This is a genomic window from Rhodococcus sp. Leaf233 (assembly GCF_001426165.1).
GTDB lineage: Bacteria > Actinomycetota > Actinomycetes > Mycobacteriales > Mycobacteriaceae > Rhodococcoides > Rhodococcoides fascians.
On the sequence record NZ_LMRO01000001.1, the window covers coordinates 712685 to 729895 of the forward strand.

Genomic DNA, 17211 nt, shown 5'->3' on the forward strand with positions numbered 1-17211 from the left:
CGGCATGAGCAGCTACAGCGCCGAACAGGACGACCTGCTGAAAAGACTGCGTCGCATCGAGGGGCAGGTGGCCGGCATTTCACGCATGGTTGCCGACGACCGGTACTGCATCGACGTTCTCACCCAGGTATCTGCGGTGACGAAGGCGTTGCAGTCCGTCTCGCTGAAGCTGCTCGACGCCCACCTCGCCGGGTGCGTCGTCGACGCCGCGCGGCAGGGCGGACCCGAAGCAGACGCGAAAGTCAAAGAGGCGTCCGAGGCCATTGCGCGTCTCGTTCGTTCCTGACCAGGCACAGGAGGTAACAAAATGCAGACGACCTACTCCGTCGAGGGTATGACGTGCGCGCATTGCGCAGCGTCGGTGAAGGAAGAAGTGTCCGAGGTTCCGGGCGTCACGGGCGTCGATGTGGACGTCGACACCGGAGCCGTCGTGATCAGCAGTGACGCGGAACTCGACGCTGCTGCCGTCGACGCCGCGATCGAAGAAGCCGGCTACCGAATCGCGTCCTGACTGCGTCGGCCATCTCCTCGGTGTGTCTATGATCGTGTGATACCGGTCATATCGGGCTGGTGGCCGATCGTCGTCAGGAGTGTGGATGAACAAGCTGGTGTCCAGTTCCGGTGTACTCGCCGCCAGCGTCTTCCTGACGCTGGCATGCTCGACGGGAGCGACGGCACAGGCCGATCCACTGCCCGACCTGACGGTCACCACCGTCCTCGACGGGCTGGCGAAACCGTGGGATGCCGTGGTTGCCCCCGACGGGACGGTGCTGACCGGCGAGCGAGCGGGGCGATTCGTCATTCGTGATGTCGGCGGTGCCACTCGCGAGCTCGACGCGGATCTCGGCGATCTCTACGCGTCGGGCGAGACAGGCCTGATGGGCATCGCACTGGCGACGGACTTCGCCACATCCAGAACCATCTACACCTGCCAGGGCGTGCAGGGTCAGGGAACAGGTGCCGGCAGTGCGGGCACCGGTAGTGCGGGCGGGGGCACCGACAACCACATCGCCGTGGTGTCGTGGACCGTCGACTCCGCATGGACCGAGTTGACGCGCACCGGCACACTCGTCGACGACATCCCCGTCGCCGACGGTGGTCGCCACGGCGGTTGCCGCATCTTGGCCCACCCCGACGGCACCCTGTACATCGGAACCGGCGACACCGCGTCGCCGTCGGTGCCGCAGGATCGAAACTCGTTGGGCGGCAAGGTGTTGCACATCAACGCCGATGGCTCGGCGGCGGCCGATGCACCCGGACGTGTCTTCACGCTCGGTCATCGGAACGTACAGGGGCTCGCGATACGGCCCGGCACTCAAGACATCTACGAGGTGGAGCAGGGAACCACCAGGGACGACGAACTCAACCTACTGGTCCCCGGCGGCAACTACGGCTACCGGCCGGATCGGCTGCCGTTCGTCTACGACGAGTCGGTGCCGATGACCGATCCCACCCGGGTGCCCGGGGCCCGCGCGGCGGTGTGGAGTTCGGGTAGTCCCACGATCGCGACGCCCGGCCTGACGTTCGCCAACGGCGCGGGATGGGGCTCCTGGAACGGTTCCGCAGTGGTGTCGAGTCAGCAGGGCGAGAAGCTCGTGTTCCTCAAGCTGTCCGAGGACGGCACGGACTACGTCGACGAAGCCGACGCCCTGGTGGGTACCTACGGTCGGCTGCGCTCGCTCACCAGCTTCGGAAGCGACGGAGCCTTCCTGCTCACCACGGACAACGGATCCGACGACAAGATTCTGCTCGTCACCCCTGCTGCCGACTGATGTGCGGCCCCGAAGTCGTCGAGTCTGTTCACCGCAGGATCGGACGTAGGGCGCTGTTCGGGTCGTTGGGGGCAGCTGCTCTGACGGTCGCGGCGGGCGGTGCTGCAGGCGCCGCACCGGCGGTCGCAGTGGCGATCCCCGCGGGTCGACTGATCGATCTGACGCACACGTTGAGTCCGACGTTTCCGGTGTGGCCGGGTAACGAACCGTTCTCGATGCACCCGGTCGCCGCCTATGAGTTGGGCGGCTTTCTCGTCAACAAGCTCTCGTACTACGAGCACACGGGCACGCACATCGATGCCCCCGCGCATCGAGTGCGCGGCGGTGCGACGGCCGACATCCTGCCGCTGGAAGACCTGATCGCCCCGCTGGTCGTGCTGGACATCTCCGCGCGGGCCGCGTCGGATCCGGAATCGGTCGTGACGACCGAGGACATCGCTCGATGGGAGTTCGAGCACGGACGGATACCCGATCGCGCACTGGTGGTCATGCACAGTCGATGGCAGGACCGTCTCGCCGAACGTGCCGCACCCGGGTTCGGCGGTGACGCGGCACGGATGCTGGTGCGCGAGCGCAACGTCGTCGGAATCGGGGTAGACACGCTCAGTCTCGATCGGATGAGCGACCGCGACTATCCAGCGCACACAGCGGTACTCGGCGCAGGCCGATACGGAGTGGAGGCACTGGCGAATCTGGATGCCGTGCCCCCGGCAGGGGCCACGGTCGTCGTCGGCGCACCGAAGCACGCGGGCGCGACCGGTGGTCCCTGCCGGGTCTTCGCGATCTCTCCCGGCTGAACCCCGACTACGCGTCAGTGCGCGTGGCTGGGGTTCCCGGCCGGTTCTTCCTCGGTTCCCGCTCCGGGCTCGCCGAGCATCGCGGCACCGACGAGAGCCTCGGGCACTCCGAAGCCGTCGACCAGCAACTCCGCATGCGGACGCAGGGTGCGGCACCGCTCGTTGATCGCGCGAGTCACTGCCTTGGAGCGCTCGGTGGACAGGTAGCGATGCTCGATGAACCAGGCCTTGTCGTCCTCGATCACCGACAGGGCGTAGAGATCGCAGACCTCCTCGAGCAGGTCCTTGGTGGTCGCGTCCTCACACGACTCGATACCGGCGATGAAGGCCTCGAAGATGATGCGGTCGATGTGGGCGCTCGCAGCGTGCAGAACGTGGTCCTGTACCGCGTTGAACGCGTCGAACGAACTGCTCTCCTTCGACTTCGACTGCAGACGGCGCGCGACCGTGGACAGCAGATACTCCTCACGATCCTCGAACATCTTGACCTGGGTGCCGCGATTGAACAGCGACCCCTCCTCTTCGTTGTCCTGACGCCGATCGAGGATGGTCTGCATGATCGCCTGCGCCGCAGTGCGTTTGACGACGCGATCGCCGACCATGTCGGCTGCGAACTTGACCCACTCGACCGGGCTCATCGACTTCACGTCGTCCGCGTACGCGGTGAGCAGTTCCTTGGCCACCAACTGCGTGAGCACGTGATTGTCACCCTCGAAGGTGGTAAATACATCGGTGTCGGCCTTGAGTGAGATCAGCCGGTTCTCGGCCAGGTAGCCAGCGCCGCCACATGCCTCGCGTGCTTCCTGGATCGCGGCAGTGGCGTGCCAGGTGTTGGCGGCTTTGAGGCCGGCGGCACGCGACTCGAGCTCGCGCTGCTCCTCGGCATCCGGGTTGTCCGCAGTCTGCAGCTCGTGCATCTTCGACACCAGCTCGTTCTGCGCGAACTGCAGTGCGTACGACTTGGCGATGAGCGGGAAGAGTCGACGCTGATGCACCAGGTAGTCCATGATCAGCACTTCCTGATCGGAACCGGGGGCAGCGAACTGCCTGCGCTGCAACGCATATCGCGTCGCGATGTCGAGGGCGACACGAGCTGCGGCCGCAGCGCTGCCACCGACTGTGACGCGCCCGCGGATCAACGTGCCGAGCATCGTGAAGAACCGCCTGGACGGATTCTCGATGGGGGAGGTGTACGTGCCGTCGGCAGAGACGTCGGCGTACTTGTTGAGCAGGTTGTCCCGCGGAATGCGGACATGGTCGAACATCAGTCGGCCGTTGTCCACGCCGGGGAGTCCGCCCTTGTACTGACAATCCGAGGTCGTCACGCCGGGGAGATCGTCGCCGTTCTCGTCCCGCAGCGGTACGAAGAAGCAGTGCACGCCGTGGCCCTCGGGCTCCTCGCCCGGCCCTGCGGTGATCAGCTGCGCGAAGACGGCAGCGACGGTCGCGGTCTCGGCGGCACCACCGATGTAGTCCTTGCGGGAGGACGGAGTGGGTGAGTTGATCACGAACTCGTCGGTCTTCGGGTCGTACGTCGCCGTCGTCTCGAGAGACTGCACGTCACTGCCGTGTCCGGTCTCCGTCATGGCGAAGCAACCCAGCAACTCGAGGTTGATGATCTTCGGTACGTACGCCTCGTGGTGACGCTCGGTACCCAGGTTCTCGATGGCACCGCCGAACAGTCCCCACTGGACCCCGGCCTTGACCATCAACGACAGGTCGCTCATCGCGAGCATTTCGATCATCGTCACCGCGGCACCGACGTCTCCGGTACCGCCGTGTTCCTTCTTGAAGCCGTTGTCGGCAGCCCCGGCCGCGGCGAGAAGCTTGAGCTGCTCGAGCGCCTTGGTGCGGGCGATGACGGTATTCGGTGTGTAATGCGGGCGGAACTCGTCGCGCGCGAGTTGCTTGCGCGCCTCGTTCTTCACATCACGCCAGCGGCCGTCCAGAGTGTTCCGAAGGTGATCCGTTGTGGTTGCCATACTCGACGGTAACCTTTTGCCGCGGCCCGTGAGGCCCGGAACTTCAGACCGGCCAGACGAATTCTCGGAACACGGCCCGGAAGGTCCGCCAGAAGCCGGATCTGCCGTAGGGACCGTCGTGGAACAGCGACGCGCAGTTGTCCTCCATGGCCCTGGTCACCAGGGGACTGAAGTCGGTGAACTCGCAGACCAGGAACTCTTTGAAGCCCGTCGGCCACGCCTGCTGAGCCGGTTCGTGTTGTGCCTCCACGGGCACGAGTGTAATCCAGCGGTAACACCAGTGTTACAAATCCCACTCACTTCAACAGAGCGAAAGCTTCCTGCGCAACCAGGAACGCGTAGCTGGACGGGATCAGGTCGATGGCACCGTCCGCCCGGAACTGCTCGGTGACGATCCAGTCCTGCCCCGAGGCGTCGGTTGTCAAAAACGCCGCGGCGAGGTCGCCAGGAGCGTTTCCGCCTTTGAAGCCGGAGTACGGCCACCGAGCGGGATCGAGCTGCACACCCGGGGTGATGGCCAGGATCCGACGGTTCTCCTCCGCCGACGGGCCGGTTGCCAGGTACCCCATGGCCGCACACACGTCCTGCGCGTTCGCGAACCACTCCACGCCGTCGGCCGATGCCGGGTTGTCGAGAAAATTCTCGAAGTCGATGTCCAGCGGCCGGGAATCGGCTTGCTCGAGGAGCTGCTCGCGAGCGTCGGCGTCCGCGTCCGCCCATTCGGAACGAAGGTTCGGATTCCCGAATCCGATGACGAAGAACTGTCGGGTGTCCATCATCGGCGTCATCGCCGCGGGATCGTGATGACCCATCGTGGCGAGCTGAGCCTCGACGCGGCCCCGACCGAGGCGTTCCATCAGCAGGTCCGTGGCGGTGTTGTCGGACAGCGAGATCATCTTCTCCGCGGCCTCGCGTACCGACACCGTCGTGCCGTCGCGGCGGTTCTGCAGCTCACCCGATGGCGCACTCTTGTTCTCGTCGCGGATGGTGAGCTGCTCGTCCCATCGCACGCTGCCCGCCTCGATCTCGTCGGTCAGCGCACCGAGAACGTACAGCTTGAACACCGATCCCAGCGGAAGCATCGCGTCGGCATTGACCGAGTACACCGACTCGCACTCACCGCCGTTCAGACGAGACGCGCTGTAGGAGTAATTCGGAGCCACCTTCGACAGGGCAGCATCGAGCTCGTCGAAGGACGAGATCGTCTGAGTTTCCGGACTGGCCAGAATGCCGTCGAGCGTGCCGTCGGCACCGAGGGAAGTGGTGATCGTGGCCGGAATGCCGGCGGTGGTGAAGCGAAGAACGGCGCTGTCCGGGCCGGCCTCGAAACCCGTCGCCACGTTCGGCGCCCCGGCGCGCAACTGCTCGAGAGGGGTGACGAGCCCGCCCATCGGCTCGAGTGCTGCCGCCAGCTCCGCGCCGGTGACGGCGTCCACCGCCGCCGGATCCGGGGCGGCGTCGGCGTTGATCCATTGCAGAATTCGGTCGTTGATCGCGCCCAGCGGCGTCGAGGTGTCGATCGCGAACGCCGGTGCCGTGGTGGTCGTGGGCGTCGGCGTTTCGGACGGTCCCCCGCAGGCGGACAGCGTCAGAGTTACGGCCACGACCACCCCTGCCAGTCTCGTCACGGTGCGCGTCGTCATGTCGCAATGCTAAAGGATTCGGACATTTCGCCACCCGCCCAGTCTCGGTACGGCCGGTCGGGTGCTGTGGCAGTGTGCTCTGGCGTGCTTACTTCAGACGACGTCCGTCGAATAGATTCCGAGCATCTCTGGCATCCCTACAGCGGGTTTCCGTCGACGACGACACCGTTGGTCGTCGACAGCGCTTCCGGGGTTCGACTGACGTTGGCCGACGGCCGCCAACTCGTCGACGGCATGAGTTCGTGGTGGGCGGCGGTGCACGGCTACCGGCATCCGGTGCTGGACGCGGCAGCGCGAGACCAGCTCGACCGCATGAGTCACGTGATGTTCGGAGGCCTCACTCATGCGCCGGCGGCGCGATTGGCGGAGCTGCTGGTCTCGATCACGCCGGCCGGGCTGGACAAGGTGTTCCTCGCAGATTCCGGGTCCGTGTCCGTCGAAGTCGCGGTGAAGATTGCATTGCAGTACTGGCGTGGGCGGGGTGAGAGCGGGCGTACGAAGTTGCTGACGTGGCGGGGCGGCTATCACGGGGACACGTTCGCGCCGATGAGTGTCTGCGATCCGGACGGCGGGATGCACAGGTTGTGGACCGGTGTGCTGGCGCAGCAGGTGTTCGCGCCCGCGCCACCCGCCGCGTCCGATGCGGCGGGTATCGCCGCCTACGTCGCCGAGTTCGGGCAGGTGCTCGCGGCGCATGCGAACGACGTAGCCGCGATCATCGTCGAGCCGATCGTGCAGGGTGCCGGCGGAATGCGCTTCCACGACGCACGTCTGCTGCTCGCACTGCGCCGACTCGCGGACGAGTACGGCGTGCTGTTGATCTTCGACGAGATCGCCACCGGGTTCGGCCGCACCGGTGAGCTGTTCGCCGCCGATCACGCGGGCATCGCACCCGACATCATGTGTGTCGGCAAAGCGTTGACCGGCGGCTACATGACGCTGGCGGCGACGCTGTGCACCACCGAGGTGGCGGAGACGGTGTCGAGCAGTGAGGCGGGCGGTCTGATGCACGGGCCCACGTTCATGGGCAATCCACTGGCCTGCGCGATCGCGGTGGCGTCGGTGGAGCTGCTGCTCTCGCGCGACTGGCGCGCCGAGGTCGCCGCCGTCGCAGACGTGCTGACCGAACGGCTCGAGCCGGCCCGGTCGCTCCCGGGCGTGGCCGACGTGCGCGTGCTCGGCGGAATCGGGGTGATCGAACTGACCGGCGCGGTCGACATGGCACGTGCGACGGCCGTCGCCGTGGACGCAGGTGTCTGGCTGCGGCCGTTCGGCAGGTTGGTCTATGCGATGCCGCCGTATGTCTGTACCGAGGCCGATGTGGCAGCCATTGCCAGTGCCATGGTGGCGGTGGCGCGCGACCATACTTGAACACCCATGCTTGAACACTGTTCAAGTATGGTCGTGGACATGAGTGCACTCGATTGGCTCGACGCCGCCGCATACGACCGTCGCGCGGCCGGGCTCGAGCGCGTCGTCCACGCTCGCAGTCCCGAGGATTCGACACTCGACCTGGCGTCGAACGATTACCTCGGCCTGTCTCGACATCCGCACGTCGTCGACGCGGCCTGCGCGGCCACGCGTCGGTGGGGTGCCGGGTCCACCGGATCTCGACTGGTCACCGGCACGACCACCGCCCACGAACAGCTCGAGCAGGACCTTGCCGACTTCGTCGGTGCCGAGACCGGACTGGTCTTCTCGTCCGGCTACACCGCCAATCTCGGAGTCGTCACCGCGCTCGCCGACCGCGACTCCGTCGTGATCTCGGACGCCGCGTCGCACGCGTCGTTGATCGATGCCTGCCGTCTGTCTCGGGCGCGGGTGGCCGTGGCGCGGCATCGCGACGTCGAGCACGTCGAGCAGTTACTCCGCGAACGAACGGAATCTCGCGCGCTCGTGGTGACCGACTCGATCTTCAGCGCCGACGGCGACCTCGCGCCGCTGCACGAGCTGTACGCAGCCTGCCGGAGATGGAACGCGGTGCTGATCGTCGACGAAGCCCACGGGCTGGGCGTCCGAGGTGACGGTGGGCGCGGTGCCGTGCACGACGCCGGTGTGGCGGGACTGCCGGACCTGGTGATCACCGCGACGCTGTCCAAGGCGCTCGGATCGCAGGGCGGGGTGGTGCTCGGGCCGGCGTCGGTACGGCACCAGGTACTGCACAGTGCGCGCAGTTTCGTCTTCGATACCGCGCTCGCCCCGGCCGCGGTCGGCGCGGCATCGGCAGCGCTGGCGGTGCTGCGCAGCGAACCCGATCGGGTCGCTGCGATCGGTCGGCGGGCAGGGCAACTGGCGGTGGCCGCCGGTGTATCGCCGACGGCGTCGGCGGTGGTTCCGGTAGTGCTCGGCGACGCAGTGCGTGCCGTCCGCGCGGCCGGGGAGTGTCTGAACCTGGGCGTGCGCGTCGGGTGCTTTCGGCCGCCGTCGGTTCCCGCGAACGCATCTCGGCTGCGTTTGACCGCGCGCGCCGACCTCAGCGACACCGATATCGACCGTGCCACGTCCGTTCTCTCGACGGTGTTGCGTGCGGCGGTGTCGGGATGACGGTTCTTCTCGTCACCGGAACGTCGACCGGCGTCGGCAAGACCGTGGTGACCGCGGCGCTCGCGGCCGCAACCCGGGCACAGGGCCGGACAGTGGCGGTGTGCAAACCGGCGCAGACCGGAGTCGGTGACGACGGCCTGGACGAGTCGGATATGGATGTGGTGGAACGTCTTTCGGGCATCCGCGGGATCGAGCTGGTGCGGTACCCCGAGCCGCTCGCGCCCGACGTCGCAGCACGCCGTTCGGGTCGGTCGATGCTCGAACTCGACCACGTCGTCGACGCGGTGCGAGTCCTCGACGAGGCTCACGATCTCGTCGTGGTCGAGGGTGCGGGCGGGGTAGCGGTGCGCCTGGGTGCCGGCGGGTTCACCGCACTCGATGTCGCCGGCGCCGTCGGCGCATCGGTCCTGATCGTGGCAGGGGCGGAGCTGGGGACGCTCAACCACAGCGCGCTGACCGTCGCCGCGGTGCGCGCAGCGGGTGTGACATGTGCGGGCCTGGTGATCGGATCGTGGCCGACCGAACCAGATCTGGCGGCGCGGGTCAATGTGGAGGAGTTGCCGCTCGTGACGGGCGTCGAGCTCCTGGCGTGTGTGCCGAACGGGGCCGCCGCGCTGGACGAGAAGGACTTCGGTGCGCTCGCCTGCACGAAGTTCGGCGAGTTTGCCGGCTCATTACTCGGGTAACCGGCTCGGAACGTCTGCCACTTCGGCAGTCGGAACAGATCGGGAGTTCCATCATGAGCACCGCGTTGTGGATCATCGTTGCAGTAGTAGTCGTAGTGTTGGTCGTTGCCGTCGCCCTGGTTGTGGCACGCAAGGGCAAAGAGCGAAAGAGGCTGGAAGCGAACCACCTTCGCGAGAAGGCGGCCGATCAGGCGACCGTCGTCGAGGAGCGTGAACTGCAGGCCCGCGAGAGCGAGGCCAAGGCACGCCGCGCCCAGGCGGAGGCGGACGTCAAAGCTGCCGAGGCAGAGAAACTTGCTCAGCAGGCCCAGTCTCACCAGGGAGTCGCGGCGGCATCACGCGACGAAGTGAACTCACAGTTCGAGCGCGCGAACCACATCGATCCAGATGTGAAGGGCGACCGCAAGGTGACCGGTGACCACAACCTCGGCCGCGACGCGGGCGCGGATCGGGACCTCGGTGCGCAGCACAACGCGAATGTCGATCGGAACGCGAGTGCCGATCGGAATGCGACTGTCGATCGGAACGCGAGTACCGATGGGTCCGAGGCAGGACAGCATGGGGTGACCGGTAATCCGGACCTGCCCCCGACGGCAGCCCGGCACGAGCGGAACTAGCTCGTCGAGGTATTGGGCAGTTCGAGTTCGACCACGTCGTTCTCGCCCAGCTTCGGACGCTCGTGGGTGATCTTCGCCTTGGCGTAGGCCAGCAGGGTCGACACCTTCGAGCCCGGGGTGGACCAGTACTCGGCACCTTCGGCGGCCACGTGGATCAACGCGACCTCACGCGAATCGGGGTTCTTCTCGAACCACGCGGCCGCCCGAGAATTCCACAGCTCCTCCGCCTTGGCCTTGTTCTCGACGACCGCAGCGGTACCGGACAGTGACACCCAGCCCTGACCGGATTGGAACGAGACGTTGACCGTCGGGTCGGCGGCGATGTCGCGTACCTTTCTGGAGTCCTGCGCTGCGAAGAACCACAGGTCCCCGTCGAACTCGGCTTCCTGCAGTGCCATCGGTCGCGAGATGAGGTGGCCGTCTCGGCCCACGGTGGTGAACATGCAGAGTCCGGCTTCGGACATCAATTCGGCGACCTTGGTGACGCCATCGGTGTTTGTCATCGAAAGTAAATACCCGGGGCAGGGGTCTTCAATCGCCGAAACCAGGCCGACTCCCCGTTTCGGTGATTATTACGCCCTGTAGTTGGTGATTTCGCAGAACCTGGGACACTGGAAGTCGTGACTGTTCCTGACGGCAACGACGCCCCCGTATCGGCCCAACTCTTCGCCCGCGCGAGCACAGTGATTCCAGGTGGCGTCAACTCTCCGGTGCGTGCGTTCGCATCGGTCGGCGGCACTCCACGCTTCATCACGCAGGCCAGCGGATACACGATGACCGACGCGGACGGGAAGTCCTACGTCGACCTCATCTCGTCCTGGGGTCCGATGATCCACGGACACGCCCATCCGGCGATCGTCGAGGCAGTCCAGAAGGCGGCCGCAACCGGACTGTCGTTCGGCGCACCCACCGAGCGCGAAATCGAACTTGCCGAGGAAATCGTGCGCCGCGTCGGCCCCGTCGACCAGGTTCGCCTTGTGAATTCGGGCACAGAGGCCACGATGAGCGCGGTGCGTCTGGCGCGCGGCTTCACCGGTCGCACCAAGATCCTCAAATTCTCCGGCTGCTACCACGGCCACGTCGACGCCCTGCTGGCCGACGCGGGCTCGGGACTGGCCACCTTCGGACTGCCGACGTCACCCGGAGTGACCGGCGCTCAGGCATCGGACACCATCGTCATTCCCTACAACGACCTCGACGCCGTCACCGCCGCGTTCGACGCCAATCCCGGCGAGATCGCGTGCATCATCACCGAGGCCGCCGCGGGCAACATGGGCGCGATCCCGCCGGTCACCGGCTTCAACGAGGGACTACGCCGACTCGCGACCGAGCGCGGCGCATTGCTGATCATGGACGAGGTGATGACCGGATTCCGTGTCAGCGCCGCAGGCTGGTACGGCATCGACGGTGTCGCCGGCGACCTCTACACCTTCGGCAAGGTCATGTCCGGCGGACTACCGGCCGCAGCATTCGGTGGCCGCGCGGACGTCATGGCCTACCTCGCACCGGCCGGGCCGGTATACCAGGCGGGCACCCTCAGCGGAAACCCCGTCGCCGTCGCAGCCGGCCTGACGAGCCTGCAACTGGCCGACGCCGCCGTCTACGAGAAGCTGCAGACCAACTCACAGCGACTCGGAACACTGCTCGGCGATGCTCTCACCGCCGAAGGCGTCGACCACCACGTGCAGTTCGCGGGCACTATGGTGAGTGTGTTCTTCGCCGATGGACCCGTCACCGACTACGCGCAGGCCAAGGCTGCCCAGACGTGGCGCTACCCGGCGTTCTTTCACGCGTTCCTCTCTCGCGGGGTGTACCCGCCGCCGAGCGCTTTCGAGGCATGGTTCGTCTCGGCTGCTCTCGACGATCGAGCTTTCGAGATCATCGCCGACGCGGCCCCGGCTGCCGCGAAGGCTGCGGCAGCCGCTGTAGCACCACTGTGACGTCCACTCAGAAGTGATCACCACCCGACTAGCGAGAAACAGGACCCCGACGTGACCGAGGCCCCCGCAACACATCCGCACTCGACGACGCGCACCATCGTGCACGTCCTCCGGCACGGCGAGGTGCACAACCCCAAGGGCATCCTCTACGGGCGGTTGCCCGGCTTCAAGCTGTCGGTCACCGGCCAGTCCCAGGCCAAGGCCGTCGCAGATGCGCTCGCCGGTCACGACATCACCCACGTCGTCGCGTCGCCGTTGCAACGCGCCCAGGAGACTGCTGCCCCGATCGCGGCAGCCCACGGCCTGACGGTGTCCGAGGACGAGAATCTCATCGAGGCGGGTAACGAGTTCGAGGGGCTGCGCGTTGCCGTCGGCGACGGAGCCCTGCGTAGGCCTCGGCACTGGTGGAAGCTGCGCGACCCGTTCACCCCGTCCTGGGGCGAGCCGTATCTGCAGATCGCGCACCGCATGCTCGCCGCCGTCAACGCGGCCAGAGTCGCAGCCGTCGGGCACGAGGCCGTCTGCGTGAGCCACCAACTCCCGGTCTGGACGCTGCGCCGGTTCCTCCAGGGCGACCGGCTCTGGCACGACCCGCGCAATCGCCAGTGTGGACTCGCGTCGCTGACGTCACTGGTCTACGAGGGCGATCAGCTCGTCGATCTCGTCTACTCCGAGCCAGCAGGAGCATCCGACCCGAGGATCACCGGTGCGTAGGTTACTGCTCGCGGTTGCCGCTGTGGCCCTCGTCGCCGGCTGTTCGACCGGCACCGACGCGGTTGCTCAGGGCGGAACCTTCCAGTTCGTCTCGCCCGGCGGAAAGACCGAAATCTTCTACGATCCGCCGTCCGACCGCGGCGCACTCGGCGAACTCTCCGGACCCGACCTGATGACCGAAGGCAAGACGACCTCGTTGTCGGACTACGAGGGTGACGTCGTCGTCCTCAACGTCTGGGGTCAGTGGTGCGGACCGTGCCGCGGAGAAGCGGACGACCTCGAGAAGGTCTACGAGGCCACCAAAGCCTCCGGCGTCGAATTCCTCGGCATCAACGTGCGCGACGAATCACAGACCGCAGCACAGGATTTCGTCGTCAGCAACAACGTCACGTACTCCTCGATCTACGACCCGCCGATGCGCACCCTGACCGCGCTCGGTGGCGTTCCGACCTCTGTCATTCCGACGACCATCGTGCTCGATCGACAGCACCGCGTGGCCGCAGTGTTCCTGCGTGAACTGCTCGTCGAGGACCTGCAGCCCGTCGTCGAGCGCGTGGCAGCCGAGGAGCCTGTGCAGCCGTGAGCGAGATGTACCTAGCCGGCGTCGGCGCGAGTTTCCAGGAAGCTGCGGCCTCCGGGCCGCTGCTGCTGGCCCTCGGAGCCTGCGTCCTGGCCGGGCTCGTCTCCTTCGCATCACCGTGCGTCGTACCGCTGGTTCCGGGATATCTGTCGTACCTCGCCGGGGTCGTCGGAGCCGACGCACCGGCGGTCAGCGCCGACGAAGCGGCCGTCAAGACGAAGGTGCGCAGCGGTCGGCTGCGCGTCGCGGGAGCCGCGGGGCTGTTCGTCCTCGGATTCACCGTGGTGTTCGTTCTCGCCACCGCGTCGGTGTTCGGCGCAATTTCGGTGCTGGCGATCAACCGCGAACTGCTCATGCGAATCGGCGGCGTCGTCACCATCGCCATGGGCCTGGTGTTCGTCGGACTGATTCCCGCGCTGCAGCGCGATGTGCGGTTCGAGCCGAAGCAGATCGGCTCCCTCGCCGGAGCGCCCTTGCTCGGGGGAGTGTTCGCACTCGGCTGGACCCCGTGCCTCGGGCCCACCCTCGCCGGCGTCATCTCGCTCGCCGCAGGCACCGACGGTGCCACGGCTGCCCGCGGAGTCACCCTCATCGTGGCGTACTGCCTCGGTCTTGGATTGCCGTTCGTGATCCTCGCGTTCGGATCGGTCAGCGCACTGCGAGGCGTCGGCTGGCTACGTACACACGCACGACAGATACAGGTGTTCGGCGGAATCATGTTGATAGCGGTAGGAATTGCACTGGTCACCGGTGCCTGGGATCAATTCGTCGGCTGGGTGCGCGACGCCTTCGTCTCCGATGTGGTGTTGCCGATATGACCGCCGAGACCGAGGAGCGGACAGAAGCGTCGCCGCCGCACAAGCAATCCGTACTCGGTAAGGCCGTGGCCGTGGTGCGCAACACCTGGCGCGGGCTCACCAGTATGCGGACCGCACTGGTGCTGCTGTTCCTGCTGGCCTTCGCCGCCGTGCCCGGAGCCCTGGTACCGCAACGCAGCCTCAACGCGGGCAAGGTCGACCAATACATCGCGGACCGCCCGACCCTCGGTCCGATCATGGACAAGCTCGAACTGTTCGACGTGTTCGGCAGCTTCTGGTTCACCGCGATCTACGCACTTCTGTTCGTCTCCCTGATCGGCTGCATCCTGCCGCGGTGCATCGAGCACGCAAAACAGTTGCGTACCAAGCCCGTTCGTGCGCCGCGGAACCTCTCGCGCCTGCCGCACCACACCCGGTACGACGTCGACGGCGCACCCGAGGAGATCGCAGCCCAGGTCCGTACTCAGCTGCGTGGGTGGCGCGTCGCGCAACGGTCCGAGGGCAGCGGGGCAGTGACGCTCTCGGCGGAGAAGGGCTACGTTCGCGAACTCGGCAACCTCGTGTTCCACCTCTCGCTCGTCGGACTGTTGGCCGCGATCGCCATGGGCAAGCTGCTCGGCTACGAGGGAAACCGCATCGTCATCGCCGACGACGGCCCCGGATTCTGTACCTCCACGCCTGCCAACTACGACTCGTTCCGGGCGGGCAACCTCGTCGACGGCACCGACCTCGAGCCGTTGTGCTTGCGAGTCAAGGATTTTCAGGCGGACTACCTCGACAACGGCCAGGCGGAAATGTTCACCTCGAACATCCAGTACCAGGCCGGCGAAGATCTGGCGAACAACGACTGGCAGGACGACCGACTGCAGGTCAACCATCCGCTGCGGGTCGCGGGCGACCGCGTCTACCTGCAGGGCCACGGCTACGCGCCCACGTTCACGGTGACGTTCCCGAACGGCGAGACCCGCACCGACACCATCCAATGGCAGCCGACGGACGCCACCACATTCCTCTCCAGCGGGGTACTGCGAGTCGACCCACCCGGTGGCCTCTACCCCGACGCGCTGGACCGGCGTAAGAACCAGATCGCCATCGAAGGACTGTTCGCCCCGACGGCGTCGTTCCACGGCAGTCTGCTGTCGTCGAGCTTCCCGGCGATGAACGACCCCGCCGTCGCCATCGACATCTACAAAGGCGACACCGGACTCGACACCGGACTCCCGCAGTCCATCTTCTCGCTCGATCAGGAAATGATCGCCCAGGGCAGGCTCGTCAAGCAGGACCGCGTCAACCTCATGCCCGGGGAGTCGGCGACACTCAGCGACGGCACCGTCGTCAGATTCGACGGGGCGAAGGAATTCGTCAACCTGCAGGTCTCGCACGACCCGGCTCAGACCTGGGTCCTGGTGTTCGCGCTGACGATGATGGGCGGACTGCTCGTCTCACTGGTGATCAAACGTCGCAGAATCTGGGTCCGACTCACCGCCGACGGCGACTCACGACGTACTGTAGTAGAACTCGGCGGACTTGCACGCACCGATCAGGCGGGGTGGGGCGAAGAGTTCGACCGCCTGTGCACCCGCCTGCTCGGCGACACCTCGAAACAGGAGAACTGACCGATGCCGATCAACGAGACACTCTCGCAGTACAGCGACTGGTCGTTCGAATCAGCCTTCACCATCTACGTGCTCGCATTCGTCCTGCTCATCGCTCAGTACGCCTCCGCCAAGGCGACGGCCGCTCAGGCCAAGGAGCTCGTCGGTGCCGGAGCCCCCGTGACCGCGTCGTCGCAGGCTGCGTCCTCCGGCCCGGGACGCGTCATCGAGGCACCCAAGCGCCCGCTGTCCGAGCGCCTCGCAGGCATGGGCTTCGCGCTGCTCGCACCGGCCCTCGTCCTACACATCGCCTCGGTCGTGCTCCGCGGATTCGCCACCCACCGATTCCCGCTGGGCAACATGTACGAGTTCGTCACCATGGCAACCGCTGCCGCAGCACTGACCTCCGTGGTGGTGCTGCGCAAGAAGACGATGCGCCCGATGCTGGTGTTCGTCCTCGCACCCATCATCGTGCTGATGTTCTTCGCCGCCACCAAGCTCTACGCAGACGCCGCACCCGTCGTCCCGGCGCTGCGCTCCTACTGGCTGCCCATCCACGTCACCATCGTCAGCGTCGGCAGCGGCATCCTGCTGGTCTCCGGAGTCGCGAGCCTGCTGTTCCTGCTGCGCATCAAACAGCCCCTCGGCGAGGAGAGCGTGGGATTCTGGGGCCGCTTCGCTTCCAAGCTCCCCGACGCCCAAGCCCTCGACCGACTCGCCTACAAGACGACCATCGTCGCCTTCCCGCTGTTCGGAGCCGGCGTCATCCTCGGCGCGATCTGGGCCGAGGCCGCATGGGGACGTTTCTGGGGCTGGGACCCCAAAGAAACGATGTCCTTCATCACGTGGATCATCTACGCCGCTTACTTGCACGCCCGCGCCACCTCCGGCTGGCGAAACACCCGCGCCGCGTGGATCAACGTCGGTGGATTCACTGCCATGCTGTTCAACCTCTTCATCATCAACATGGTCGTCTCCGGTCTGCACAGCTACGCAGGACTGAACTGACCTCTGCGCGTTCCACACGCTCCGCTGCCGACGCGCAGCTGGTAGCGTCCGATCCGGCTCGATGGGGGAGACATCCGAGCCGGCACTCGACGCGGGACGCACAGTGGGGGGAAATCGGTCATGGCCGATCGGCACGGAAACAATTGGCAACCCGTCCGACCGATGGACGACGACGAACCCCCGAACACGCCGGAGCCGGTGGTGACCGAGACCCCGGTTGTCGGGTCTGCCGAGGTTGGGGAAGTTTCGGGGGTTGCGGGGTCTGCCGAGCCTGCGGGGTCTGCTGAGACTGCGGGGTCTTCTCGGGTTGTGGGGGAGTCTCGGGTTTCGGGGGAGCGTGAACCGTTCCGATCCACCCCCATCGCCATGCCGCCCGCGGATGCTCCGAGCCCGACTCCTGTTGTCGCGGCAATGTCGACTCCACCCGTCGAGGTGACGCCACCGACCGACGAGATGCCGACGATGCCCGAAGCGTCGGGTCCACCGGTTGTGCCACCGGTTTCGTCCGACACGGC

The 17211-nt window shown here is 66.4% G+C and carries 19 protein-coding genes; 14 read left to right on the top strand and 5 right to left on the bottom strand.

Annotation, left to right across the window (positions count from 1 at the left end; translation table 11 throughout):
• Positions 1–4: 4 nt before the first annotated feature.
• The 4 genes from ASH04_RS03525 (at position 5) to ASH04_RS03540 (ending at position 2569) form a co-directional block, all read left to right on the top strand.
• Entirely contained in the window at positions 5–286 is a 282-nt protein-coding gene (locus ASH04_RS03525; protein WP_027498342.1) for a metal-sensitive transcriptional regulator, read from the top strand.
• Positions 287–307: 21 nt separating this feature from the next.
• The gene (locus tag ASH04_RS03530; RefSeq protein ID WP_027498341.1) at positions 308–511 is read left to right on the top strand and encodes a heavy-metal-associated domain-containing protein; all 204 of its coding nucleotides are present in this window, start codon (positions 308–310) and stop codon (positions 509–511) included.
• 85 nt (positions 512–596) lie between these two features.
• The gene (locus ASH04_RS03535) at positions 597–1772 is read left to right on the top strand and encodes a PQQ-dependent sugar dehydrogenase (protein WP_057472736.1); all 1176 of its coding nucleotides are present in this window, start codon (positions 597–599) and stop codon (positions 1770–1772) included.
• Positions 1772–2569 (top strand): cyclase family protein, encoded by a 798-nt coding sequence (locus tag ASH04_RS03540; RefSeq protein WP_057472737.1) that lies wholly within the window; start codon positions 1772–1774, stop codon positions 2567–2569. The genes ASH04_RS03535 and ASH04_RS03540 overlap by 1 nt, the downstream gene beginning before the upstream one ends.
• A gap of 14 nt (positions 2570–2583) precedes the next feature.
• Here ASH04_RS03540 and ASH04_RS03545 read toward each other — a convergent pair whose 3' ends face one another.
• From ASH04_RS03545 to ASH04_RS03555, 3 genes are read right to left on the bottom strand one after another with little or no spacing between them, the layout of a single operon-like run.
• The gene (locus ASH04_RS03545; protein WP_027498339.1) at positions 2584–4551 is read right to left on the bottom strand and encodes an acyl-CoA dehydrogenase family protein; all 1968 of its coding nucleotides are present in this window, start codon (positions 4549–4551) and stop codon (positions 2584–2586) included.
• A gap of 43 nt (positions 4552–4594) precedes the next feature.
• On the bottom strand, positions 4595–4801 hold the full coding sequence (locus ASH04_RS03550) for a hypothetical protein (protein WP_027498338.1): 207 nt from the start codon (positions 4799–4801) through the stop codon (positions 4595–4597).
• A 46-nt stretch (positions 4802–4847) separates the two neighbouring features.
• The gene (locus ASH04_RS03555) at positions 4848–6194 is read right to left on the bottom strand and encodes a serine hydrolase (protein WP_057472738.1); all 1347 of its coding nucleotides are present in this window, start codon (positions 6192–6194) and stop codon (positions 4848–4850) included.
• 84 nt (positions 6195–6278) lie between these two features.
• On the opposite strand from ASH04_RS03555, the gene ASH04_RS03560 reads away from it, so the two are divergent.
• From ASH04_RS03560 to ASH04_RS03575, 4 genes are read left to right on the top strand one after another with little or no spacing between them, the layout of a single operon-like run.
• Complete coding sequence (locus ASH04_RS03560; RefSeq protein WP_442971182.1) at positions 6279–7565, top strand: adenosylmethionine--8-amino-7-oxononanoate transaminase; 1287 nt, start codon at positions 6279–6281, stop codon at positions 7563–7565.
• A 39-nt stretch (positions 7566–7604) separates the two neighbouring features.
• Entirely contained in the window at positions 7605–8738 is a 1134-nt protein-coding gene (locus ASH04_RS03565; protein ID WP_057472923.1) for an 8-amino-7-oxononanoate synthase, read from the top strand.
• Complete coding sequence (gene bioD, locus ASH04_RS03570; protein ID WP_057472739.1) at positions 8735–9424, top strand: dethiobiotin synthase; 690 nt, start codon at positions 8735–8737, stop codon at positions 9422–9424. The genes ASH04_RS03565 and bioD overlap by 4 nt, the downstream gene beginning before the upstream one ends.
• A 53-nt stretch (positions 9425–9477) precedes the next feature.
• Entirely contained in the window at positions 9478–10041 is a 564-nt protein-coding gene (locus ASH04_RS03575) for a hypothetical protein (RefSeq protein WP_057472740.1), read from the top strand.
• Here the strand turns inward: ASH04_RS03575 and ASH04_RS03580 are convergent.
• Positions 10038–10544, bottom strand: coding sequence for a pyridoxamine 5'-phosphate oxidase family protein (locus ASH04_RS03580; protein ID WP_057472741.1), 507 nt, complete (start codon positions 10542–10544; stop codon positions 10038–10040). The two genes, ASH04_RS03575 and ASH04_RS03580, sit on opposite strands and share 4 nt — an antisense overlap.
• A gap of 117 nt (positions 10545–10661) precedes the next feature.
• Between ASH04_RS03580 and hemL the strand changes: the two genes are divergently transcribed.
• The 6 genes from hemL to ccsB are packed head-to-tail and all read left to right on the top strand — an operon-like array spanning position 10662 to position 16696.
• A complete protein-coding gene (gene hemL / locus ASH04_RS03585; protein WP_057472742.1) occupies positions 10662–11981 on the top strand; it encodes a glutamate-1-semialdehyde 2,1-aminomutase in 1320 nt (439 codons plus the stop codon).
• Positions 11982–12032: 51 nt separating this feature from the next.
• Positions 12033–12695 (top strand): histidine phosphatase family protein, encoded by a 663-nt coding sequence (locus ASH04_RS03590; protein ID WP_027498332.1) that lies wholly within the window; start codon positions 12033–12035, stop codon positions 12693–12695.
• The gene (locus ASH04_RS03595) at positions 12688–13278 is read left to right on the top strand and encodes a TlpA disulfide reductase family protein (protein WP_027498331.1); all 591 of its coding nucleotides are present in this window, start codon (positions 12688–12690) and stop codon (positions 13276–13278) included. The genes ASH04_RS03590 and ASH04_RS03595 overlap by 8 nt, the downstream gene beginning before the upstream one ends.
• Before the next feature lie 5 nt (positions 13279–13283).
• Positions 13284–14093 (top strand): cytochrome c biogenesis CcdA family protein, encoded by an 810-nt coding sequence (locus ASH04_RS03600; protein ID WP_032369910.1) that lies wholly within the window; start codon positions 13284–13286, stop codon positions 14091–14093.
• Positions 14090–15709: a cytochrome c biogenesis protein ResB gene (resB, locus tag ASH04_RS03605; RefSeq protein ID WP_032407367.1), complete on the top strand. Its 1620-nt coding sequence runs from the start codon at positions 14090–14092 to the stop codon at positions 15707–15709. Before ASH04_RS03600 ends, resB begins: the two co-directional genes overlap by 4 nt.
• Positions 15710–15712: 3 nt before the next feature.
• Positions 15713–16696 carry a c-type cytochrome biogenesis protein CcsB gene (gene ccsB, locus ASH04_RS03610; RefSeq protein WP_027498328.1) on the top strand — a complete coding sequence of 328 codons (984 nt, stop codon included), beginning with the start codon at positions 15713–15715 and terminating at the stop codon, positions 16694–16696.
• On the opposite strand, the gene ASH04_RS27095 is transcribed toward ccsB, so the two are convergent.
• Positions 16678–17208, bottom strand: a complete 531-nt coding sequence (locus ASH04_RS27095; protein ID WP_235579939.1) for a hypothetical protein — start codon at positions 17206–17208, stop codon at positions 16678–16680. The genes ccsB and ASH04_RS27095 overlap by 19 nt on opposite strands.
• Positions 17209–17211 lie beyond the last annotated feature (3 nt).